The following is a 22,993-nucleotide window of genomic DNA, read 5'->3' as shown; positions in this document are numbered from 1 at the left end:
CCGTGCTCAGCAATCATTTCTGCGTGCTCTTGGAGGACGCTGAAGACTGAGGGCGCGTGCGAGGTTGCGGGCACCACAGACCAGAGAAGTACGGCTAAACATAAGAGTGTCGCAAACGCGGCGTTTACAACTGTCCTCAAGGTTTCCATAGGTTCTGCCCGTCTGCCCGTCTCTAGCGTGGTGCGTCGTGGCACCATCTTGTTCTATCCTCCCGGGGGGGATAGAACTACTTTATGACAAAACATCCAGTCCATGCAACCCATCCCGCCCTTGTCGCCCGGCTGAAACGCGCTGACGGCCATTTGCGCGCCGTGATCGAAATGATCGAGGCGGGCAAACCCTGTCTGGAGATTGCTCAGCAGATGCAAGCGGTCGAAAAGGCCGTGACGAACGCCAAGCGTGCGCTGATCCATGATCACATGGACCATTGTATTGACGTTGAAAGTTCTGAAACTGATCGCGCAGAGTTGCGGGCGATCGCCCGATATCTCTGAGGCCGACCATGCTCGATATTCTCTCCGACCGCACTTATCGGCACCTCTTTCTGGCGCAAGTCGTAGCCCTTCTGGGTACCGGACTCGCCACAGTCGCACTCGGCCTGCTCGCCTTTGATCTTTCGGGCGACGGGGCGGCGCTGGTCCTCGGCACAGTCTTCACCATCAAGATGGTTGCTTATGTGGGCATCGCGCCCATTGCAGGGGCTTTCGCAGACCGCGTGCCGCGCCGCGCGCTTCTGGTGATGCTCGATCTGGTGCGTGCCGGTGTCGCCCTCGCACTGCCCTTCGTGACCGAGGTCTGGCAGGTCTACGTCCTGATCTTCCTTCTTCAATCGGCTTCCGCCGCCTTCACGCCGACCTTTCAGGCCACGATCCCGGACGTTCTGCCCGAAGAGGCGCGCTATACCCGCGCGCTGTCGCTGTCGCGGCTGGCCTACGATCTGGAAAACATCGTCAGCCCGACGCTGGCGGCCCTTCTGCTCGCGGTGATGTCCTACAATTCACTTTTCCTCGGAACGGTCCTCGGTTTCGCCGCATCGGCCCTTCTGGTTGCTTCGATCGTGCTGCCGAGTCCCCGCCCATCCGAGCCGCGCGGTGTCTATGACCGCACAACGCGCGGCATCCGCATCTATCTGGCCACGCCGCGCTTGCGCGGGCTCTTGGCATTGAACCTCGCGGCGGCGGCGGCAGGTGCGATGGTGCTGGTCAATACCGTCGTTCTTGTGCGCGGCTCGCTCGGCCTTTCGGAAAGTGCTCTGGCCTGGACGATGTTCGCCTTCGGCGCAGGGTCGATGATCGCCGCGCTGGTCCTGCCGCGTGTTCTCGATGTGTTGCCGGACCGGCCCGTTATGTTCGGCGGAGCCGCGCTGATGGTGGCTACTCTGGTCGGTCTGGCGTTGACGGTCCTTGGAGCAGGCCTTGGCTGGTCCATCCTTCTGACAGCCTGGCTGCTAGTGGGGTTGGGGTATTCCACCGTTCTCACCCCCTCGGGCCGGTTGCTGCGCCGTTCCGCCCACGCCGGGGACCGCCCGGCACTCTTCGCGGCGCAATTCGCGCTGTCCCACGCCTGCTGGCTTGTGACCTATCCGCTGTCGGGATGGCTGCTGACGGTCTATGGTGTCGTTCCCGCACTGATCGGACTGGCCCTCATCGCCGCCTTCGGTATGCTCGCAGCGCTGAAACTCTGGCCGTCCGGCGATCCCGTTGAGCTTGAGCACACCCACAAAAATTTGCCACTCGACCATCCCCACCTAAGGGGACATCGCAGGCACAGCCATGCCTTGATCATTGACGAGAGCCATCCTCGCTGGGCCACGCATTTATAAATCGCAGCAAGAGACGAAGACTGGACACGGGCGGTTCGTTTTCATCTGTGCGGACATTCGTGCTTCGAGCAACATTCGTCAAACTGGGCTAGATGCGCGAATTCTCTGCAAGTTTGGCGGACAGAGGCGTTGACTCTAGCTGTCGCGTTGCCCTTAAATCTGAGACGAGACGCTTTCGGCATCGAGTTTTGCCCTTAATTGCGAGATTCGGCTGTCATGGGGACTTTGCTTCTCGCGCGCCTTTGCGCGATGTGATCGACCGCGGCTAGCAATCGATGCTCCTTCTCGAAGGCGCGTAAGAGAGCAACCCTGGCAAAGTCGTCTATGGCGAAGCTGACGATGGCTGCCTTAGCCAAGGGATGAGATCGCGCGGCGGCGATTGCGGCAAGGCAAAACAGCCTCACTTCTGGTCTGTGGCTTTGAAGAGCGAACAACGGCTCCCCGTGGCAGCCCTTAAGTGACATGGAAAAGGTGACCGCGCGCATTGCGCGCCGAAGTTGCTTGGGGCTTCGAGATCGCGCGGCGCACTCAAGCATCCCTGCCCCGCGGCGCGCTCGGTAAATCAGTTTGTCGGGTAATTGTTCGTCACCTGTTTTACCAAGTGTCTGCACAAGTCTCGTCCCGCAAACTTGACAGTCGAATGCCCAGGCCCGCCTCCAATGCCTGAGCGAAAGGCCCTCTCGGGAGCATTGCAGACAATGCTGGAATGGCATCTGGGCCGTCAGCGAGGCTTCTCGTGGCGTCATCGCTGGGAAGGTCAAAGATCGCACAACATCTGGGTCAATCCGTGCGGCGTTGGCAATCTTCGCCGCCGCAGCCGCGTCGACGTTGAAGTTCAAGGCGGTGCCATGCGCGGTATCGATTCTGAGATGAGCCAGTAGTTCCGCATCATCACAGTAGTTGGCCGCCGCCAGCCTAGACAGCCAACCTGACAACAACTCGTCTGGCAGCGGCGCGACAGTCTTGGGCAGCGAACGCGGCTTCACAGCCCGGTCATCTCAAGCCGCCGATGGGCGTTCGCATGGCGCGACCAAACCGGGGTCCATTTTGCGATTGCGTCATCGGCGATGCATTCATCACCTGTGACAATGGCGTCGATGGAAAGATCCTTGATCAGCGCGAAGATGCGCGAGGTCACCCCACCGGTCAGCGCAAGTATCTGCTTGAGTGACTTGACCTTCAGATTGGATTTCTTCTCGAGGGGCATTGCCGCGATGAGTGTCTGGATCATGTCCGAGAACTCGGCATCGTCGCGCCAGTTTGGGAGGTGATGTTCGTCCAACCGCCTGGCTAACTGGATATCACCACGGATGGCATCGACGGCCTCGCTGACCCCGAGGCAGACCAGCGATACTTCGAGTTCATTGCTGAGATACCGTAAAACATTGAGAAAGCGGCGCTGTTCGCGGTGGGTCCCGGCCAAAAGGTTGTGAACCTCGTCGATCATGATCATCCGCAGGCCAAGGTCACGCAAGAGCGCGATGACACGGACTTCGAGGGAAGCCACATTTTGAGCGCGAGCGCTCAGTGCCGTCGCCGGGGCGCCGACGGCGGCCAGGATGTGCAGGTAGAACCGCCGTTCATCAGGCGCGGGCGGCGCTTGCAACAGCAGAAGCGGTGTGCGGGTGATGCCCGACGCCGGATCGTATTCTGGTGCGTACTTGCGCGACAGGTTTCGGGCAATCATCGTCTTTCCAATCCCGGAGGCGCCATGCACAAGAAGCCCAGGCATACGGGTTTGTCGTGGCGCTTCGATCATGCCCTGCAAGCGGTCCAACACCTGTTCCGCCCGTGGAAAGCCGATCCAGATATCCGATTGAATGAGGGCGATCCGGCCGTCTTCTTCAGTTGTCCCTGCCCTCAATTCACCATCTCTCCACCTTGAACAATGGGCGCGATGTATCACCCGTATCGATCGCTCGCAGCCCTTCGGTTGACGAGACGGCCGAGTTGGCACCCTCCAATGTCCCTTTTCTTTCACGGGTTCTGCGTTCGGCCTTCGTTAGGCCCCGGCTTTCAGCTTCTATCTGGCGTTGCTGTCGGATCAGCTCAGCCAGAACCAGCTCATTGGACCCGGACGCGCCAAGGGCACGAGCCTTCCTCATGGCTTCGCGATATTCCCAGAGCGAGACGGGCGGAATCTCGAGGTTTCTGTACCGCGCCTCAACATACCGGCCATCGTCCAGTTCAACCCAGATCATTGAGATATCACGAGGATCGTAGCGAACGACCACCTTTCCATCCCCGCGCCCGATGTGGCCTGCAAGGGCATCGGACCAATATCTTATCTGGAACAGATGGATGCCGTCACGCCTGATCTTGCGCAGTTCGCTCGGCAGGAAACTCACCTGAAAGGCTTCGATATCAAATGGGATGTCGCCCGTCATTTGCTCTGAGAGCGCCTCCCATTTGGCAACGGGCGTGCAGCCAAGACTCGAATGAATGCTGTTGTTGTAACGGCAGATTTCCAAAGCAAACCAACGATCGAATTCGCTCAACGTCATCGTGGCCATGCCTTCGGCATCATAGTCGCCCTTGGTCGCGATCGAGGATTGCGTTGTTCCCGGCAACAGGTGGACGGCCCCCATCATCGTCCCGATCAAACGTTCGATGTGACCTCCGAAGTGAGGACTTCCCGGCGGCCGATAGACCAGATCGATCCCCCATTCCGCGCATGCCGACCGAAAGGCATGCGACCGGAAATCGCGCCCGTTATCGACGTGGATGCTATGCGGTTTACCCTGCGCGGGCCAAGGAATATTGCACGCCAATTCCGTCAGAAGTTCCGCCTTGGGGGCCACCGCCTGTGTCAGGCAAAGCGCCACTGACAGTCGCGAAGGCGCCTCGAGAGAAGTGTAGTATCCGGTTACCATCCGCGTTGCGATGTCGATCGCCAGCGTGACCCAAGGCCGCCCAATTGGTTGGCGTTCAAAGCTGTCGACAAGAATGATGTCCGCCGGCGTATGATCAATTTGGACGATCTCCAGTGGCACACTGGCCTTGTTCTCACCTGTGACCGGCGCAAATTTCTGGCGGGCAACCTTTGCGCCCTCTCGTGCCTTCGCAACTTCGCGGGCATCCATCGCATCCAGGCGACGCTGAACCGTCCGCCGTGTCGGCGCCTGCAAGCCCTGTTGCCAGCACACACTGCGGATTTCTGTCACGACGCGCGACAGGCTCGAACGCTCCCGGCGCAAAAAATAACGGCGAAGGTGCTCTTCGATCACCGCTTCGACTTTGCTGGATATCAAGAGCGTCCCGGTCGGGCGGCCCCGTTTCCGCGGCGCCAGAGCGCTGGTGCGCCCACCCTCTTCCGCCAACCGCTTTATCCAACGCCAGACCGTCGCCCTGCTGACACCAAGCTCCCAAACGGCGTCATTGATGCCACTTTCCAGACTGCCAGTCCCTTTGAGAAAGGCCTGAACAAGGGGACGCAGCACCGCGGCTCTGCGCGCTTCTTCAGCACCAACGGCAACGGAGTCTTCGCCATCATCATCCATCGATATTTGCCGCAAATGTCTGTGAACCCTGTCTCAGGTTTAAGAGCAAAAATATCGGAATTAAAGGCAAAATCTCATATTTAAGGGCAAAGCACAGCTGTTGATTTCGTTGGATTTCTCATCTCACAATTAAGGGCTACGCGACAATCACGGATTGCGGGCGATCTGCTTCTGCGGCAATGGAGATGCGCACATCCGCAGTCATCCCGGGCAGAAGACGCGGGTCGATATCACCCGTGATCGCAAATTCCACGTCGTAGGTCTGCGCCGTCCGGTCGGCATCGGTCGCAAACGAGCGAAGCACCAGAGGCGCGGTGTAACCCGGAACAGCCGGAAAAGTTGCAACGATCTCGAAGGCATCGGGTGCCGACCGCGCAATGGCCGCAAGTTCCTCTGGCAGGGAGATCACGAGCCGCATCTCGCTGACATCCTGTAGACGCGCGACAGGCGCGGCCGACGTGACGTTGACATATTCTTCAACGAAGGTGCGCGCCACAATCGCGTCGAATGGCGCGACGATTTTCGTTTGGGACAGGCGCCGCTCTGCCTCGCGGAGCGCGACTTCTGCCTGGACAAACTGCGCGCGGGCCGTGTCGAGGCGCGCGTCGGACGCCACGCCACGATCGGCGAGGTCCGAGGCGCGCGCGAGTTCGGAATTCGCCAGGTCGTAGGACGCCTGAGCCCGGTCGACGGCGAGTTCGAAATCGATTTGGTCGAGCTCCGCGATCACCTCGCCCTCGCGAATCGTGTCGCCGGGCTCAACCTCAAGGCGAATGATCTGCCCGGGTATCTGAAACGCAAGGTCCACCGTTCGAGCAGGTTCGACGCGGCCTGCAACGCTGCGAGACTGACTTACGACGCGATTGAGCGCACGGGTCACTTCGACCGTGACTGGTCGCTCCACGTTCGCTGCAGGCCTTGTATCGACTTCTGCCTCCAGGGTGTCCGTCGCGGTCTGGGCCAGCACATCGGTCAGGAACGGCGAAACAAACGGGACGGCAACGGCCGACACGGCCGCTACCGCAATAACAAAAACGATCCGCTTCAAACTTCGTGTCTCTCTATTCGAGTTCATTAATCATGGCCCTCAATTGCTCGATGACGCGTCCCCTGAGATCCGCGCCACCGTCGGGAAGGCCCAGAAGTTTCTGGAACCGAAGTCCCTGGATCGCTAGGACGACAACCATAGCACCCGGAGTGTCTTGTGTGTCGGACAGGATACGCTCAAGGTCGCCGGTCAGTTCAGCCCGTAGCGGATCGAGCAGCCGCGGATCTGACGCGGCAGCCGCGAGAATCGCCATCGAGAGGTCGTCATCGACGGCTCTGGCTTGCACGATTGCTTCCAGGTGCCCACGCAGGGTGCGGGATCTGCGATCTTCCGGGACTGATGCCAGGCGTTCGTGATGTTCTGCGAGCATCTCATCAAGCAGCCCGGCAAGAAGCGCTCTCTTGGTCGGAAAATTGTATAAGACCCCGCCTTTACTGAGATCGGCCTCACGCGCGACGGCGTCGATCGTAATCTTTCCCGCGCCCTCTCTGTGCGCAATTGCCCGCGCAGCGCCGAGGATCCTTGGTGACGCATTCTTTGCCTGCATTTTGGATTGTATGGTCATTATTCACTGTCCATTCGGCAATTTTATTGAGAGATGTGGAGCACTGCCCCGTTGTCGGAAAGCAAGGTCAGTTCAGAGCTCTACTCTATGTCCGCTCCCGTAGAGTCGCAGGAATGCAGTGACTGCATCGGCCGCATGCTTGTCCCGCTCGACTGTTCTTTGCACGGCCAGCAGGCGTGGCATCAACAGTCCAGAAACGCAAAGATGTATGAAGTGATCCGCAACACGCGGGGGGTTGTCGATCTCAAGCGCGCCTTCCCGGGAAAGGCGTTCCAGAACTTTACTGATGAGTTCGCGTGCCCGTTTCGGTCCGGCACGAAAATACACCTCCCCGACCTCGGGAAGCATCTCGGTGGCACCGATACACGTCCGCAGAAGGCGGATGTAGGTTTCGTCCAGAACGAGATCGATCATGCGCAGGGCAAGTTTTTCCAACTGGGCGCGCGGCTCGGGACCTGCGGACAAGGGTCGGAGGATCTCTTCCGCAAGCCGACCGCATTCGGATTCCACGACGCTCAGAAACAGCTGCTCCTTGGTCGGGAAATACGAATACATTGTTGCCTTCGACACTTTCCCTTCGGCGGCAATGGCATCGACGGTGGCGCCTTCATAACCGCACCGGAAGAAGACCTCCCGCGCGCCGAACAAAACCTCGGCCATTTTTCTCTCGCGCATCTCGCTCTTCCTGTCCTGTGCAGCATTGCGGGATTTCAAACTTGACTGTACCGTCTAGTCGGTACAGTAAATTGATTTTTATGTGGCGGCAAGCCGCAAACCTGGGCGGATCGTTCGGAGTGAGTGCCGCCTGTCAGGCATACCCAACGCGGCTTTCAATTCGTCATGAGCTTCGGGCCGTGCTCCGTTCGCGGTGCTTTCTGGCGCGGGATTATTCCGCGAACAGGACGGACGTCATCATTCCGCCGAGCGTGCCGTCCCGTCGAAAGCACCCTCCGCCTCCCAGCGGCGTGCAATGGATCCAAGGGTGTCCAGCACACCGCGCAGCTCCGCGCCGCGTTCAGTCAGCCCGTATGTGACAGCGGGCGGGATGGTCATGGCCTGCTCGCGCCAGACCACGCCGGCATGTTCCAGCATTCTCAGCCTCTCAGTCAGGACCCGGGTGGAAATTCCAGGCACCAGCCGTTTGGTCGCGCCGAAACGCTGTGGACCCTGTTCGGACAGAACCCAAAGGATATAAATCGTCCAAGGTCCCGTGATGACACGCAGCAGCGCCTCCATCGGGCAGGAAGCTGGTTGGACGCTTTTCATTGTGGATAGCCCTCGCAGCCCACGAAAGTAAGTTACTTTTAAGTGCCTACTTTAACTGATGAAGCAAGGCACCTAATGATACTATATGGAAAACGGCAGCCTAACAACCCGCCGAAAACCGGGAGAGCGGCAGTGAGTGACAACGTGGCAAAATATGTCTACTGGATCGCGACCGGCCTTGTGGCATTGGTCTATCTGGGTGCGGCGGCCTTCTACATCTCATCCCACGACATGGTCGCGGGCATGTATCGCGAGGTGTTGGGCTATCCCACATACATCATCTGGCCACTCGCAATTTTGAAGATCGTCGGTGCCGTTGTGATCCTCTGGCGCCCTTCGGCGGTGCTGGCAGATTGGGCCTATGCGGCAATGTTCTGGCATCTGGTGCTCGCCTTCGGGGCCCATGTGGGCGCAGGCGATCCGGGTTGGTCGCCGGCTCTGGCGACCTGGGTACTCCTGATCGTCTCGTGGCTGACCGCCAATCGCGTGCGTGCGGTCAAGTCGGCCTATGCACCGGCAGTTCCGGCAGCGCCAATCTGATCTGCTGCGGAGTTGCCACGGGGGTGCCCATAGCCTCGGACTTGGGTTTAAAAGGACGACAACATGACTGAAAAGCAGCCGACATTGTTTGTTCCCCATGGGGGTGGCCCCTGTTTCTTCATGGACTGGAACCCGCCTGACGCCTGGGATCGGCACCGCAAATTCCTTGAGGACTTGCCTGCGAGCCTGCCGGCAAGGCCCAAGGCGCTCCTCGTGATCTCGGGCCATTGGGAAGAGCGGGTCTTTACCTTGCAGACCAACCCCGCCCCGCCTCTGCTGTTCGACTATCAGGGATTTCCGCAGCATACCTATCAGCTAACCTGGCCCGCGCCGGGCGAGCCCGCGCTGGCGACCCGCGTACGCGCACTTTTAGAAGACGCGGGATTCCAAACCGGGGCCGATGCTGCGCGTGGCTTCGATCACGGGGTATTCGTTCCACTAAAGGTGGCTTTTCCTGAGGCCGACATCCCCACCGTCCAATTGAGCCTGCGCGACGATCTCGACCCCGAGGCGCATCTTGCCGTCGGTCGCGCGTTGGCGCCCTTGCGCGACGAAGGGGTGCTGATCATCGGATCCGGCAATACCTATCATAACATGGGCAAGATGATGCGGGCGATGAGGGGCGGACCGGACGGCCCGGTGAACGGCGGAGACTTTGACCGATGGCTCACGAGTGCGGTGACCCATGAAGACCCCGCAGTGCGCCATGCCATGCTGGCCGAGTGGGATCAGGCGCCCGGCGCACGCGATGCCAATCCGCGCGAGGAACATCTGATCCCGTTGCACGTCGTGGCCGGGGCTGCGCTTGCGGATCGGGGGGAGAAGACCCTCGAGGATCACGTGTTGGGCGCGGTCGAAAGCGCGTTCAGATTTGGATAGGACCAACCATGAGCTTCGAACTTCCCCCGCGGCAGGGCCCGCGCCCCGACACCACCGATTGCGCCCCGCATGAGCAGGTGTCGCAGAACTCCTCGGCAGAGATCCACGCATTTTTCAAGGAGAAGGCCTTCGCCCTGCCCTTCGTCGAGCGCTGCCGGTCGGGCATCTCGGTGCCCGGCGCCGAAGCACTGGTCTTGCCGGTGGCGCATGCCTGCGGCCCGCGTGAAGCCTTCATGATCGGACGCGAATTTGCCCATGTGCATCCCTCCTATGACGGTTCGTCGCACATGATGCTGCCGCTGGCGGCGGTCGATGAACTCATCGCCAAGGGATGGGGCGAACCGCACCCGATGGCGTCGGCCGGACACATCCCGGCAAATGCCGTCATGGCCTTTGCGCCGCGCGATGGGTCAGAGGTCGACGTCATGATCAAAATCCTGACAACGAGCTGGGACTTCGCCCGCGGCAAGCTGGCCAACCCCGCGCAGGTTCACATCCACGGCTGACTCTCTCTCAAAGAACAGGAATACGCCCATGGCAAGCTTTCAGAACGGACCATTTATCGTCACAGGCGCCTCCGGCCAGCTTGGACGCCAGGTAATCGATCAACTGATCGAGGCGGGCGCCGGTCCGATCATCGCGGTCACGCGCAACGCCGACAAACTCGCCGAGTTCAGGGACAAGGGGGTGGATGTTCGCCAAGGCGATTTCAACGCGCCCGAAACACTGGGTCCGGCCATCGCGGGCGGCAAGCGGATCCTGATCATCTCCACCGACGATCTGGAGCCGGGCAAACGGCTCGCGGCTCATTCCAATGCGATCACCGCCGCACGCGAGGCGGGTATCGACCACATCGTCTATACCTCGCTTGCCAGCCCGGTACCCGAAAGCCCCATCACTTTCAGCAAGGATCATCAGAACACCGAGAAGCTGATCGAGCAAAGCGGCGCCAGCTACACGATCCTTCGCAACAACCTTTACACGGATCTGTTGCTTGTGAGCGGACCGCAGGCGATCGACATGGGGCAGCTCTTTGCCGCGGCAGGGGACGGACGGGCGAGTTACGTCACGCGCGCCGACTGCGCCCGCGCCGCCGCTGCCGCGCTGATGAATGCGACCGACCGCGAGGTCCTGGACATCACCGGGCCCGAATCCACCGGCCAGGCCGATATCGCGGCGCTTTTGTCGGACATCGCCGGCAAGGACATCCCCTACGTTCCGATGCCGGCCGAAGACATGGTGCAGGCGATGATCGCAAATGGCCTGCCCGAGTTCATGGCGCGTGTTTTCGTCTCTTTCGACCAGGCAATCGCCGAAGGCTACCTTGATGTGGCCAGCGACGATCTCAAGACGCTCACCGGCAAGTCCGGACAGTCGGTTACCGATTTCCTGACCGAAAACCGGGCGGTGCTTCTTCGGGCGCCGCAGTAACTATAGAGGCGGACAAAATCATGAAACTCTACAACGCGAATTTCTCGCCCAATGCGCTGCGTGTGCGGGCGGTGGCACACGAACTGGGCGTGGACCTCGAAATCGTCCAGGTCGACATCCGGGCCGGGGACAACCGCGCGGCGGAATTTCTCGCTCGCAATCCCAATGCAAAGGTGCCCGTTTTGGAGGACGGGAATTTCGTGCTTTGGGAATCCCGGGCAATTTGTGCCTATCTGGCGGGGCTTCGGCCCGAGGCGGGCCTCTATCCTGAGGGCCGCAAGGCGCGGTCCCTCGTCGATCAATGGACCTGGTGGCAAGCGATCCACCTTGGCCCGGCGATGCAGAAATTGTCCTTTGAGCTGTTTCTCAAAGAGAAATTCGGCATGGGCGATCCCGATCCGACTGTGGTCGAAGCGGAACGAAAAGCCACAGATCAGTTCCTTGCCGTTCTGGAAACCGGACTCGACGGCAAGGACTGGATCGCAGGCGCACTCAGCCTTGCCGACTTCTATCTTGCGACCACCTTCATGTATCGCGATCAAGCGGGGATTTTACTGGACCAGTACCCAGGAGTTGCGAGTTGGATCGACCGGCTAGAAGCGCGTGACAGCTGGCAAGAGGCTGTGGCACCCCTAAGGGCGCTTTTCCGCTGACGTCGTGATCCAGGGGGTAACATACCCCTGACGAGTGCCGAGGTTGACGATACGGTCGGCCGTTGTCATCGCTTTGATCTGATCGTGGGTCAGAAAGTCAACTGACCCAGCCTCCCGATCAGGTCATCCAGTTCGCGGATCATCCGCTCACCTGACAGTGAGCGATCCACCACAGTGGCCGCCAAGGCTTCGCGCGTGCAGTCATCCACGATGCACAACACACGGAACCTTTGGCCATTAGCAAAGGCATCGGACACGAAGTCCAACGACCAACGCTGATTGGCGCGATCCGGCACTAGGATGGGCCTGCGCGTACCCAGTGCGCGTTTGCGTGATCACCTGCGGCGCACGGCCAGCCCTTCCTCGCGATAGAGACGGAAAAGCTTCTAATGGTTCACTTCAAAACCCTCTCTGGCCAAAAGGATGCCCTAACTACGATATCCGAACCGGCGACGTTTATTCGCCAGTTCCCGCAGCCATTGGCGCAGGGCGTGGTCGCTCCGATCCTGATTCCGATATGACTGGGAGTTCCATAAGTCCTTGATCCAGGCCTGTGGGTCACAAAATCTGTTGTCGCTTCATGCAGTTCTTTACGAAAAATATCTGCGGTACCAGATGTTGGTTCTTACATACCGTGGGCAAGAAGCCGTGGAAGAACATCGAAAAAGGCCTAGTCCACATGCTTGCGGCCTTCTGACGTTCTGCGAACTTGGCTGGCATGACCCCGGGTCCGACGCGGATAGCGGACTTAACTCTTGCTGCGGGTCTTAGGCGCGCCGCTTTCGCCCGAGAAGTATTCGTCCCAGGTGCGCCCGAGTCATGCGCACTCTTGGCCAAGAGCCAACTTAACATATGCGTGCTTATGCGTGTTCTGGATCACCTTCAGGTCGCTGCTTGCCACATCCGAAACCGCCCCTGCCCGGTCACTTCCCGGATGAGGCCTCGCGCTTCCATCCATGCGAGGTTGCGCTGAACCGCTGCCCGACTGGCACCGGTCAAGGTTTGGGCCATAGGAGCGGAAACGAGGGGCCATTCGGTCAGGGCCGCAAGCAAGTTTGGCGAGGTTTTACCCGAGAGCGCGGCCGTCTCAGCTTCCGCCCGCGTTGACCATGCTTCGAGATCGTCGAGATGTCGCATCGCGGTCAGGCAACCAGTTTCCATCTCATCCAGCCAGCGGGCCAATCTTTCAGCTGGACGGCCGGACGCACGTAAGCCCCCTGCCCCGCCCATGGCCAGCGGCGCAAAGATGGCTCCATTGCCGTCGCTGGCCGCGATCCTGCCAGCAGTCACAGCGGCCTCAATCCGGTCTCCATATCGGCCGAGGCCAGCCAGACTCCAGAGCTGAAACCCCATGCAAGCGCGCGTGATCGGGTGGAGGTCAACCGCGGCTGTCATCACGTCCAGCCAGCTCCCTACACGCTCGTCAAAGCGCTCGGCATTGTCCTCGAATTTCTCAGGATCACGCCGATCCAGGAAGGCCGCCAAATCTACCATTGGCTCCGGACCACCTGTCAGGCGTCGCACGGCCCATCCGGCACGGGCCAGTGCTTCCGAGTCATCCTGCACTCCAGACAAACGCATGGATAACCAAAGCGCCAGCCGATCGGGGCTCACACGATCTCCTGCGAACCAGCTAAGATCCGCCGCCTCGATAAGAGCGAGCCGATGCCGCCAGCCTTCCGGACCGCGCAGCAGCCGGTCATCCAGAGCTCCAAGGCGTCCAGCCAGTCTTGCCAGTCGCGCAGCGTGAACCCCCTCTGCCCTTGCCCAGTGTCGCGTTGCCCTTAAATCGGTTCTGCCTCAATTTGTGTGGCGCAACTATCCTGAGCTTGGAACATTCGGGAGGGATAGTCGTGATTTCAAAAAAGCACTGGTCGCCCGGGAGCGACGTTTCGGTTCAAGGCGTTAAGCGACGTGATTCCGGCGGGTGGCTTGTATCCGGTGTTTTGGCACCGAGAGGCATCTGCCCAGATTGTGGTTTGCATTCTCGGCGTCGTCACGGGTGGCGGCAAAGGCGGCTACAGGATTTACCTGCACTTGGCGACAAGGTAACAATCGCACTCTGGGTCTGCAGGTGGCGATGTCGCGCTTCCACGTGCCCGCGGCGGACTTTTTCGGACTACACCTCGTCAATTGCGCGTCCATTTGCACGTCGAACTTCGCGTGCTGATGAGATTGTAGTTCATCTGGGGCACGCCACGGGTGGACGGCCTGCCGAGCGGCTCTTGCGCCGTTTAGGCGTCGGTGTCAGCAATGACACGGTGCTGCGACACCTCAAGAAGTGTGCGGAAAGCGTCGCCCCGCCGCCAACGGTCATTGGCATCGACGATTGGAGCTGGCGCAAGTCGCAGACTTACGGAACCATCATCGTCGATCTCGAGCGGCAGACCGTAATTGATATTCTTCCGGATCGGAGCGTTGAAAGCTGTGCGAGCTGGCTGCGGCAGCACCCTGAGATTGAAGTCATCAGTCGGGATCGTTGTGGCGGATATGCGAAGGCCGCACGTCAGGGTGCACCGCAAGCCCTGCAGGTCGCAGACCGTTTCCATCTCGTCCAGAACCTGCGCCAGGCCATTGAAGAGCAGATGAATATGCATGGCCGCGCCACCGGGCGGGCGCTATTGTCAGATGCCGAAAACATCAGCACGGCCAATCATCTACTGCGATCGCGTCTTGCTCATCGGAAATCACGTGAGGAAATTTTCCGAAACATCCATGCGCTTCGTGATCAAGGGCTGTCTTGTAGCGAAATTGGACGTCGGACCGGCTTCCCGCGTCGTAGTGTGGCGAAGTGGTTGAGCTCCGACTCGCCACCAGACCGCCGCCGAGCTGCATTGAAGCCCACGTCGCCGTGGTATTTTGAGAGCATACTGGCCGATCTCTGGAAACAGGGTATCCGGTCCGGCCAGGAATTATTGGTCGAAATTCAACGCCATGGCTATGAGGGCAGCTTGTCTCATTTGCAACGTCTGCTGGCCGGATGGCGAAGGGATGAACAAACCGTTCTAGCAGGCCCGACCGACACGCCGCTGCCCCTGGCGCCTGTGCGGGACCCGCAAACCGGTCACGCCATTTCGCCGGTTGTCGCAGCGGCGCTCTGTATCAAGCCGCGACGCAAATTGACCGCAGACCAGGCCCAAAAGGTAGATGCATTGAAGGCCGGATCGCCAAGCTTTGCCACGATGCGGAGCCTTGCCATGCGGTTTCAGGGCATTTTGCGCGGCGACCAGTCCGCCCCGCTGGACGCATGGATCGACCTGGCCATTGAGACTGGCATCCCACCAATCATGCGCTTTGCCCGCACGCTGCACCGCGACATCGAGGCCGTGCGCAATGCCATCGAACTTCCGTGGAGCAACGGTCAGGCTGAGGGCCAAGTCAATCGCCTGAAGACCCTCAAGCGCGCCATGTACGGTCGCGCCGGACCAGAACTCCTCAGAGCCCGAATGCTGCCACTGCGCCACACAGATTGAGGCAGAACCCAATTAAGGGCTACGCGACACCAGTGCATAAACTATCTCCGGTGATCGGCATTTTTGCGGCGCTTGCCGCTTTCGTAATCGATCAGATCACAAAAGCCATTGTTGTGGCGAATGCGGCCTCTTTAAGCACTGGAATCGCCGTGTTTCCAGGTTTTAACCTTGTCTTTTATCGCAATGATGGCGTCACTTTCGGATTACTTGGCGGCGCACCATGGTGGAGCCTCATAGCTCTCGCTCTTGCCATCTGCGGCTGGCTGGGGGTTATGCTGTTTCGCGCCGAAAATGCGGTTGAAACGCTCGCTTACGGAGCGATCATCGGTGGAGCCTTGGGCAATGTCATTGATCGTGTGCGGTATCGGGCTGTAACGGACTTCCTGGATTTCTACATCAACTCAACGCATTGGCCTGCCTTCAACATGGCCGATGTGTTTGTCGTCAGTGGCGTGGGGCTCTTGCTCGCCGCACCCTGGATCAGTGCGCGGCGTCCGATCAAGTCGTGAAGCCGGCAATTCTGAACTGCTTCGCTCTGCGCAAACGTCTGCTCTCGCGGATGACGCTTGGTTTCGCCGCCGGGCCGCTGACCGTTCTAACCTTCCCGCCTTTCTCGATTCTCCTTCTTGTTCCCGTTGCCTATTCTGCGTTGTTTGTCGGTCTTCGCGACCTCTCCTTCGGGCGTGCTTTTCTCGTCGGCTGGGCGTTTGGTCTCGGCCAGTTCGGTTTCGGGATTTCGTGGATCGCGGAAAGTTTCTACGTCGAACCCGAGCGTTTCGGGGCGCTGGCGACCCCGGCCGTCGCGGGATTGTCCGCAGGTCTCGCGATTTTCCCGGCCATTGCCGCCGTGCTGTTCGTCGAAATCGCGCGGCGCGGAGCCATGGGCAGTCTCCTGGCCTGCCTCCTGTTCGCGACCTCATGGACCGCGGCCGAGTGGTTGCGCGGTCACGTTCTGACAGGTTTTCCGTGGAACCTCGCCGGCTACGCTCTTGTTGATTACGCCGCCCTTCGCCAGCCCGCCGCCTGGGTGGGAAGTTATGGGCTAAGCTTTCTCACCGTGTTCGTAGCGGCACTCCCCGGCGCGGCTCTCATGGCGGTCGGGCGACAACGATTGATCATCTCGCTCATGCCGCTGGCCGGCATCGTAACGATGTGGGCCATCGGCACGCTTCGCCTCCAGTCGGATGCACCACAGCCACCGGATGTCGACCTGCGCATCGTTCAGGGCAACGTACCCCAAGAGGAGAAATGGGCGCCCGAGAACCGCGAGGCGACCTTCGCGCGCTATATCGAGCTTTCAACCCAGCCCGGCGATTTCGACGTTCTTCTCTGGCCGGAAACTGCCTTTCCCGGTTTCCTCGATGAGGATGCCCAGGCGCGATCCCGTATCGCGGCTGCGCTTCCGGACGGCAGCGTGCTGCTCACCGGAGTGCCGGACCGTGTACCGAGTGAGGATGGCACCCGATATTTCAACACCGTCCAGGCTTTTGACGATAACAGTGAGATCCTGACCGGATACGCGAAACACCATCTCGTGCCCTTTGGCGAATACACTCCATTCCGCGGCTGGTTGCCGATCGAGCGGCTGACAGCGGGGCTGGGCGATTTTACGCCTGGACCGGGCCTGCGAACGCTTGCGCTTCCGGGTGTGCCGCTGGTCGCCGTGGCGATCTGCTATGAGATCATCTTCCCAGGCCATGTGGTCGACGACCTGTTCCGACCCGACTGGATTTTTAACGCGACAAACGATGCCTGGTTTGGAACCAGCATCGGACCCGAGCAGCATCTGGCTTCCGCACGTATGCGCGCCGTAGAGGAAGGCCTTCCTGTCATCCGAGCCGCGAATACGGGCATCTCTGCCGTCATCGACGCGAACGGAGAGATCGTTGCGCGGCTCGATACCGGGGAAAGGGGCATAATCGACGCTGATCTTCCCTCTGCGCGGCCGCCTACGCCATATGCGCTTTTTGGGGACTGGATGTTGCTGGCGCTCATCTTGGCTTCGTGGAGCTGGGCTCTGGCGGCCAATGCGACGGCTAACTACCGCCGCATGAGAAAGACCGTCATGCATAGATGTGGATAGGCGTTCCGTCCTTCACCATTGCATAGATGTCCTCGATCTGCCGATCTGTGACCGCGATGCAGCCAGCTGTCCAGTCGCGGATGTCCGTCGGGTCGATGCCGGGGCGTGGACCACCATGGATGAAGATGTCGCCGCCGGGGGAAAGGCCCTGCGCTTCGGCAAAGGCGATGTCGGCCTCATTCGGATAAGAGATGCCAACTGAAAGATGATACGTACTTTCAGGGTTGCGCTTATCGACTATGTAGGTGCCCTCCGGGGTCCGACCGTCTCCCTCGAATTGCTTGTGACCCTGAGGAGCGAAGCCCAGCCCGATCGGATAGGTTTGCAGCACGCGATCGGATCCGTCGAGAACAAGCAAACGCTGTCCCTTGTAGAGCCGAAGTCGCGTCACTTCGGGTCCGTCATAGCTGCGGAACTTGCCGGCACAGCCCGACAAAAAGGCCGCTAAGCCACCCAACAGGACGGCGCGGCGGGGAAATCGGATGGTTTTCACTGCTCGATGCCTCTTTCGTGAGGTCTGATATGGAAATAATGTTACCTTGCAAATGCCGCGTGATCAATGTCCGTGGGCAAGCGCGGCCTTTGCGATCTGTGGCCCAACCTGCTCGCCACCGGACGGCGGTGCCTTGGCCTCTTGGCTGTTGAGCAGGCGCAGGGCGTTCGCCACCACCAGCAATGATACACCCACGTCGGCTGCAATAGCGCCCCACATCGATGCCATTCCGAACGCGGTAGCGACAACGAAAACTCCCTTGGTCGCCAAGGAAATACCGATGTTCTGATGGATAATCGACATTGTCCGGCGCGAATGACCGATCAGCCAAGGCACCTTGCCGAGGTCGTCGGTCATAAGGGCGATATCCGCCGTCTCGATTGCCGCGTCAGAACCGACCGCACCCATCGCGATGGCATAATGCGCGCGCGCCATTGCGGGTGCATCGTTCACCCCGTCGCCGATCATGGCAACCATGTCATGAGTTTTGACCAGTTCTTCGATGGCTGTCACCTTGTCTTCGGGCAGAAGCTCAGCACGCACCTCGTCGATACCGACCTCGGCGGCGACGGCGCGCGCTGTTCGCTCGTTGTCACCGGTCAGCATGACGATGGTCTTCACGCCCTGCGCGTGAAGTTGCGCCACGATTCCCTTGGCATCAGGGCGGATGCGATCGCGCAGTTCAAGAATGCCCGTCACACCGGACTCATCGCCGACAGCGACAAGGGTGCTGCCGGCGCCTTCGATCCGCTCCCGCAGATCCTTCGGAATGGCGTCGCCGAAACCCTTCTCCTCGGCAAACCGGTCTGACCCCAGCCAGATGGACCGTCCGTCGGTGCGTCCTTCAAGTCCCCTGCCGGGAATGGTGCGGGTATCCTCTGCGGCGGACACCTTGACGCCGTCGGCCTCCGCCCGCGCGAGAATGGCACGCGCCAAAGGGTGCGACGAACGTGCCTCCAGCCCTGCGGCGAGGGTCATCAGATCTTGCGCTGAAGCCCCGCCCAGCGGGTGCACCGCCGCCACTTCCGGCTGGCCCATGGTGATCGTGCCGGTCTTGTCCATGGCCAGCGCCGTGGTTCTGCCCGGCGCCTCTACATAGGCACCGCCCTTGATGAGGACGCCCGCCCGCGCCGACGCGGTGAGCGCTGCGACGATGGAGACAGGGGTCGAGATGACCAGAGCGCATGGGCAAGCGATCACCAGCAGCACGAGGGCATTGTAGAACCAGTAATCCCAGGCTCCGCCGAAGATAAGCGGCGGCAGTAGCGCAATTGCGACGGCGAGAGCCATGACGATAGGCGTGTAGATGCGGGCGAACTTTGCCACCCACTGTTCCACCGGCGCGCGGCGGGCATGGGCGTCGCCGACCATGCGGATGATCTTGGCCAAGACGGTATCCGAGGCGACCTTCGTGGCGCGCACCGTTAGTGTACCTTCGCCGTTGATCGTGCCCGCATAGACCTCGTCTCCGGCCTCTTTGGGTATCAAAGCACTTTCGCCGGTGATCGGCGCCTGGTCGACCGCGCCCGCGCCATCCGTCACCTCGCCGTCGAGCGGGATACGGTCGCCACCGCGTACAATAAAGCTTGAGCCTACGGCGACTTGCGCCGCCGGCATGTCGGTCTCGCTTCCGTCATCGTGGATCACGCGCGCCGTAGGTGGCGCAAGATCCAGGAGCGCCGACACCGCGTTCCGCGCGCGCCCAACGCTCCAGCTTTCGAGAAAGAGGGACAGCGAAAAGAAAAAAGCCACTGTCGCTGCCTCGAAGAATTCACCGAGCCCGATGGCTCCCGCGACTGCGACAACCATCAGCAGGTTCATGTCGGGCGACAGCCGACGTGCGGACGACCATGCCTTCGGTGCCACAAGCCAAACGCCGAATAGGATAGCAACTGCAAAAAGCCCGGCCTCGGCCAGCGGCATCGGCGCTTCGCCGTGCCCCGCGAAGAGGCCGAGCGCCCCGCCCATACCGGTCTCGACGATGTGCCAGAGAAAACCCGCCGCCCAGAAGCCGCCGCTGAGAGCCGTAAACAGCCGCTGTCGTGCAAGATGGGCCGCTTGGTCGACCGACGCGTTCTCGGCATTCCACGGCTTCGCGGTCATGCCGGTGCTCGCGACAAGTTCCGCAACTTCGTCGTCCGATACACTCTTTGCGCTGTCGAGAATGGTCATCCTCCCGTTGATCACATCGAACGCAAGATGCTCGGCCCCACCGATCTGCGGGCCGATTACCTTATTCAAGATCGCGACCTCCTCGGCGCAATCGAGGCCGGACACCTGAAAACTGCGCCCGCCGGTTGGGGCGGGCGTCGTCGGTGCGATGTCGCCGCACGTTCCGGCGCTACCACAGCAACTGCCGCCGCTTGCCTGGGCATCTTCGGCGTGATCGTGATCGTGGCGGTGGGTGTCGGACGGCATGAACGGACCTCTGGATTCGGGTGTTTTGTCATGACATAGCCCCTACAGTAGCTAGAGCTTCAAGAGAAAAGTTCGGTGGTATTTCCGTTTGTTTTCTTGCTAGACGGTCCGACGACAGCCTCAATCACGGCGTGAGGCATAAAAAGCCGATACGAAGAAAAACAGAAAAGAAAGGAAACTCGATGCAGGTTTTGATGCTGAAGCAAAAAATGATGGTTGCGGTGGCGCTTTTGCTCACGACAGGATGCGCCATCCAGCCGACAGGGCCGAACGACACGGCAGACCAGACGGGCAACGTTCCCGAAGCCGTGGTTGCGATGGCTGCTCCGGATCAGGATGTTGCAACCGCGCGCCTCGTGCCGGAAGACGGCTGCTATTGGTACGAACACAGCGGGCCGGTCGAAACGACCCTGCTGCCGTTGCGCACGGCGAACGGTAATCCGATCTGCGTGGCACGCGAAGCTTGAGGACGCGCCACACGTTGCATCAACGCGCCTCAGACCGACGCACCACACTCAACTTCGCGCGGTGACACTGTCCTCCGCTGAGTACAAATGTGCCGTCGATTCGATCTCAACGTTGGGATAAAGTTCGTTAATGTGAGCCATGACCATCCGCACGCAACCCGAACTGGCTCGACCGCCGATACTTCTCGGATAGGGCGTGCCGTGTATTCGAAGATAAGTGTCGCGGTCTCCGACGTACAGATAGATGGCTCGTGATCCCAAAGCGTTTTCGGGGCCGGGTTCCATCCCGTCGGCCCATCGTGCGTTTTCCGGATCCCGCTCGATCATGTTCTGGGTCGGTGTCCAATGCGGCCACCTCACCTTGCGCTTGATCGTGTAGACCCCAGGCTCGTATAGGTTGCCCCGGGCAATGGCCACACCGTAGCGCATTGCGGTCCCGCTCTCCTCGATATGATAGAGATACCGCGCGACCGCATCGACATGGATGTCTCCTGGCACGAGTCCGGGTTTCGCGACCACGCGCTGGGGCAAAAAGCGCGGGTGTAGGCCCCAAGGGTTTGACGCGGCCGGATCGAATCCGGGCGGCGTGACTTGCGCGTCCCATTCAGCCTTCTGTGCCTCGGTGGGCCAGGTATCGGCCAACAGGGGGCTGGAAACAGACGCGGAGAATAGCGCCGTTGTTGTTTGAATGAAGTGTCGTCTTGTCAGCATGTCGTACCCTTTCGGTTCCCACCAGCAATCTATGGCGGGAACATATCTGTTCACGTTGACTAGATAAGACTTCTAGTGGCTAGAGGTTCAAGGACATATTTTCGTGAACACACACGATCCTTGGATCCGCAATTTACCATCCGCTACTACAAAAAGATCGGCGCGCCGCCCAGCCTGACCCGGCCTGTTCCCGAGACCACGGTTGCTGCAGAGTCAGATCCTGTCGAAGCTGGCTATGGAGGAAGGCCATATCGCCCGCTTCGCCTGAGCCGCGAACGGCAGTGTGGTGAACTTTGACTTGCACGGTGACGGGGGCAGGCAAAGCAGCAACGACAAACAGGGCCGCGCAATGTCCAAAGTACCGGGCGTCTTGCTCGCCGCCTTCACCAGCAATCATAGCTGGTGAAGGCACAACCGCACGGAAGCGCCGGCCACAGCGACCTTGCGCACTGGCAAGGAGTATCTCCAACTTTGATCACCTTGATTGCCAAGGTTCCGGCGAGCTTTGCCTCCTCCTACCGGAACTTTGGCCGACTGGCACGCACCCGTTAGGATACCGAGCGATGACGCTCATCTCTTAGGTCGTGGTGCGCCACATCCGGAACCGGCCCTGCCCGGTCACTTCGCGGATCAAACCCCGCGCTTCCATCCAGGCGAGGTTTCGCTGGACGGCGGCGCGGCTGGCACCGGTCAGGGTCTCGGCCATTGGGGCGGAGACGACGGGCCATTCGGTCAGCACGGCGCGCAATGCTGGTGGTGTCTTCCCAGAGAGCGGGGCCATCATGGTTTCCGCCCGCGCTGACCATGCTTGGATATCGTCGAGGTGCCGCATCGCGGTCAGGCATGCTGTTTCCATTCCCTCGAGCCAACGCTCCAAGCGCTCAGCTGGTGGACCACTGGCGCGCAGCCCCCCTGCCCCGCGCATAGCCAGAGGCGCAAAGATGGCCCCCCCATTCGAATTCGGGCCTTCGCTGGCGGCAATGCGTGCGGCGGTAACCGCCGCTTCCATCCGGTCGCCCTGTTGCCCGAGGCCCGCAAGGCTCCAGAGGTGAAACCCCATGCAGGCGCGTGTGATCGGGTGCAGGTCGGCGGCTTGCGCCATCAGGTCAAGCCAACCGCCCGCGCGATCCGCAAAGGGCTCGGCTTCATCCGCCATGTTTTCAGGGTCACGGCGATCGAGGAAAGCGGACAGGTCCACCTCTGGGCCGGGACCGCCTGTAAGACGCCGCACCGCCCATCCGACACGCGCGAGCGCTGCGGTGTCGTCCTGCACCCCGGACAAGCGCATGGATATCCAAAGTGCCAGCCGATCCGGGCCAATTCGGTCACCCACAAACCAGCTGAGGTCTGCCGCCTCCATCAGCGCGAGCCTGTGCCGCCAGCCCTCCGGGCCACGGTGCAGACGGTCATCCAGCGCGCCAATCCGGCGAGCCACACGGGCGAGATGGGCGGCATTGCCTGCCTCTGCCTTCCGCCAATCGTCGAGGACTGCGGTTTCACGCAGCTCTGCCCTCGGTCCGGGCGGCAGATAATCCGGCTCCGCTTCCATCGGACCGGGCAGGAACCACTGTCGCATTTTCTTCACCATTTCAGCACATGTTCATTACGTGATTTCTGGAAGATACCACGATATCGCACACCATT

General features: G+C 60.5%; 23 protein-coding genes and 2 pseudogenes. 12 read left to right on the top strand and 13 right to left on the bottom strand.

What is annotated here, in order from left to right; translation table 11 throughout:
* Positions 1-233: 233 nt before the first annotated feature.
* A complete protein-coding gene (locus O4H53_RS22945; RefSeq protein WP_007120627.1) occupies positions 234-494 on the top strand; it encodes a metal-sensing transcriptional repressor in 261 nt (86 codons plus the stop codon).
* 8 nt (positions 495-502) lie between these two features.
* A complete protein-coding gene (locus O4H53_RS22940) occupies positions 503-1,822 on the top strand; it encodes an MFS transporter (RefSeq protein WP_067293074.1) in 1,320 nt (439 codons plus the stop codon).
* A gap of 194 nt (positions 1,823-2,016) precedes the next feature.
* Here O4H53_RS22940 and O4H53_RS22935 read toward each other — a convergent pair whose 3' ends face one another.
* From O4H53_RS22935 to O4H53_RS22905, 7 genes are all read right to left on the bottom strand, one after another.
* Positions 2,017-2,808, bottom strand: a complete 792-nt coding sequence (locus O4H53_RS22935; RefSeq protein ID WP_269367361.1) for a TniQ family protein — start codon at positions 2,806-2,808, stop codon at positions 2,017-2,019.
* On the bottom strand, positions 2,805-3,728 hold the full coding sequence (locus O4H53_RS22930; protein ID WP_268873819.1) for a TniB family NTP-binding protein: 924 nt from the start codon (positions 3,726-3,728) through the stop codon (positions 2,805-2,807). The genes O4H53_RS22935 and O4H53_RS22930 overlap by 4 nt, the downstream gene beginning before the upstream one ends.
* A complete protein-coding gene (locus O4H53_RS22925; protein WP_269367360.1) occupies positions 3,688-5,322 on the bottom strand; it encodes a Mu transposase C-terminal domain-containing protein in 1,635 nt (544 codons plus the stop codon). The genes O4H53_RS22930 and O4H53_RS22925 overlap by 41 nt, the downstream gene beginning before the upstream one ends.
* Before the next feature lie 136 nt (positions 5,323-5,458).
* Positions 5,459-6,370: an efflux RND transporter periplasmic adaptor subunit gene (locus tag O4H53_RS22920; RefSeq protein WP_224769549.1), complete on the bottom strand. Its 912-nt coding sequence runs from the start codon at positions 6,368-6,370 to the stop codon at positions 5,459-5,461.
* A gap of 13 nt (positions 6,371-6,383) precedes the next feature.
* Entirely contained in the window at positions 6,384-6,935 is a 552-nt protein-coding gene (locus tag O4H53_RS22915; RefSeq protein WP_224769550.1) for a TetR/AcrR family transcriptional regulator, read from the bottom strand.
* Positions 6,936-7,007: 72 nt separating this feature from the next.
* Positions 7,008-7,610 carry a TetR/AcrR family transcriptional regulator gene (locus O4H53_RS22910; RefSeq protein WP_036540318.1) on the bottom strand — a complete coding sequence of 201 codons (603 nt, stop codon included), beginning with the start codon at positions 7,608-7,610 and terminating at the stop codon, positions 7,008-7,010.
* Between the two features lie 237 nt (positions 7,611-7,847).
* Complete coding sequence (locus O4H53_RS22905; protein WP_224556225.1) at positions 7,848-8,201, bottom strand: winged helix-turn-helix transcriptional regulator; 354 nt, start codon at positions 8,199-8,201, stop codon at positions 7,848-7,850.
* 132 nt (positions 8,202-8,333) lie between these two features.
* Between O4H53_RS22905 and O4H53_RS22900 the strand changes: the two genes are divergently transcribed.
* The 5 genes from O4H53_RS22900 (at position 8,334) to O4H53_RS22880 (ending at position 11,704) form a co-directional block, all read left to right on the top strand.
* Entirely contained in the window at positions 8,334-8,741 is a 408-nt protein-coding gene (locus O4H53_RS22900) for a DoxX family protein (RefSeq protein ID WP_157802081.1), read from the top strand.
* A 63-nt stretch (positions 8,742-8,804) separates the two neighbouring features.
* Entirely contained in the window at positions 8,805-9,620 is an 816-nt protein-coding gene (locus O4H53_RS22895; RefSeq protein WP_037931959.1) for a DODA-type extradiol aromatic ring-opening family dioxygenase, read from the top strand.
* 8 nt (positions 9,621-9,628) lie between these two features.
* Positions 9,629-10,126: a luciferase domain-containing protein gene (locus tag O4H53_RS22890; RefSeq protein ID WP_037931962.1), complete on the top strand. Its 498-nt coding sequence runs from the start codon at positions 9,629-9,631 to the stop codon at positions 10,124-10,126.
* Positions 10,127-10,154: 28 nt separating this feature from the next.
* Positions 10,155-11,051 carry an SDR family oxidoreductase gene (locus O4H53_RS22885; RefSeq protein ID WP_269367359.1) on the top strand — a complete coding sequence of 299 codons (897 nt, stop codon included), beginning with the start codon at positions 10,155-10,157 and terminating at the stop codon, positions 11,049-11,051.
* 20 nt (positions 11,052-11,071) lie between these two features.
* Positions 11,072-11,704, top strand: coding sequence for a glutathione S-transferase family protein (locus O4H53_RS22880; RefSeq protein ID WP_027238702.1), 633 nt, complete (start codon positions 11,072-11,074; stop codon positions 11,702-11,704).
* A gap of 101 nt (positions 11,705-11,805) precedes the next feature.
* Here the strand turns inward: O4H53_RS22880 and O4H53_RS22875 are convergent.
* Positions 11,806-12,219, bottom strand: a pseudogene (locus tag O4H53_RS22875) (IS3 family transposase); the annotation flags it as partial.
* 25 nt (positions 12,220-12,244) lie between these two features.
* Between O4H53_RS22875 and O4H53_RS27220 the strand changes: the two are divergent.
* Positions 12,245-12,475, top strand: coding sequence for a hypothetical protein (locus O4H53_RS27220; protein WP_369824838.1), 231 nt, complete (start codon positions 12,245-12,247; stop codon positions 12,473-12,475).
* A 111-nt stretch (positions 12,476-12,586) separates the two neighbouring features.
* Here O4H53_RS27220 and O4H53_RS22865 read toward each other — a convergent pair.
* A pseudogene (locus O4H53_RS22865) lies at positions 12,587-13,474 on the bottom strand (hypothetical protein); the annotation flags it as partial.
* 83 nt (positions 13,475-13,557) lie between these two features.
* On the opposite strand from O4H53_RS22865, the gene O4H53_RS22860 reads away from it, so the two are divergent.
* The 3 genes from O4H53_RS22860 to lnt are packed head-to-tail and all read left to right on the top strand — an operon-like array spanning position 13,558 to position 17,260.
* Positions 13,558-15,177: an ISL3 family transposase gene (locus O4H53_RS22860; RefSeq protein WP_074743530.1), complete on the top strand. Its 1,620-nt coding sequence runs from the start codon at positions 13,558-13,560 to the stop codon at positions 15,175-15,177.
* Between the two features lie 50 nt (positions 15,178-15,227).
* The gene (gene lspA / locus O4H53_RS22855) at positions 15,228-15,686 is read left to right on the top strand and encodes a signal peptidase II (protein ID WP_056037288.1); all 459 of its coding nucleotides are present in this window, start codon (positions 15,228-15,230) and stop codon (positions 15,684-15,686) included.
* A complete protein-coding gene (gene lnt, locus O4H53_RS22850) occupies positions 15,653-17,260 on the top strand; it encodes an apolipoprotein N-acyltransferase (protein ID WP_443069632.1) in 1,608 nt (535 codons plus the stop codon). The genes lspA and lnt overlap by 34 nt, the downstream gene beginning before the upstream one ends.
* On the opposite strand, the gene O4H53_RS22845 is transcribed toward lnt, so the two are convergent.
* Complete coding sequence (locus O4H53_RS22845; protein ID WP_036783996.1) at positions 17,241-17,753, bottom strand: L,D-transpeptidase family protein; 513 nt, start codon at positions 17,751-17,753, stop codon at positions 17,241-17,243. The genes lnt and O4H53_RS22845 overlap by 20 nt on opposite strands.
* A 63-nt stretch (positions 17,754-17,816) precedes the next feature.
* Positions 17,817-20,171: a heavy metal translocating P-type ATPase gene (locus tag O4H53_RS22840; RefSeq protein ID WP_269367357.1), complete on the bottom strand. Its 2,355-nt coding sequence runs from the start codon at positions 20,169-20,171 to the stop codon at positions 17,817-17,819.
* A gap of 182 nt (positions 20,172-20,353) precedes the next feature.
* Between O4H53_RS22840 and O4H53_RS22835 the strand changes: the two genes are divergently transcribed.
* Positions 20,354-20,638 carry a hypothetical protein gene (locus tag O4H53_RS22835; RefSeq protein WP_040182668.1) on the top strand — a complete coding sequence of 95 codons (285 nt, stop codon included), beginning with the start codon at positions 20,354-20,356 and terminating at the stop codon, positions 20,636-20,638.
* A gap of 48 nt (positions 20,639-20,686) precedes the next feature.
* Here O4H53_RS22835 and O4H53_RS22830 read toward each other — a convergent pair whose 3' ends face one another.
* Both O4H53_RS22830 and O4H53_RS22825 read right to left on the bottom strand, forming a co-directional pair.
* Positions 20,687-21,349, bottom strand: a complete 663-nt coding sequence (locus O4H53_RS22830) for a L,D-transpeptidase (protein WP_009807969.1) — start codon at positions 21,347-21,349, stop codon at positions 20,687-20,689.
* 577 nt (positions 21,350-21,926) lie between these two features.
* A complete protein-coding gene (locus O4H53_RS22825) occupies positions 21,927-22,925 on the bottom strand; it encodes a hypothetical protein (RefSeq protein ID WP_269367356.1) in 999 nt (332 codons plus the stop codon).
* Positions 22,926-22,993: the final 68 nt, after the last annotated feature.

Origin of the sequence: Sulfitobacter sp. G21635-S1, from assembly GCF_027213915.1 — a bacterium.
Lineage (GTDB): Bacteria > Pseudomonadota > Alphaproteobacteria > Rhodobacterales > Rhodobacteraceae > Sulfitobacter.
This window is presented reverse-complemented; position numbering and strand designations above follow the sequence as displayed.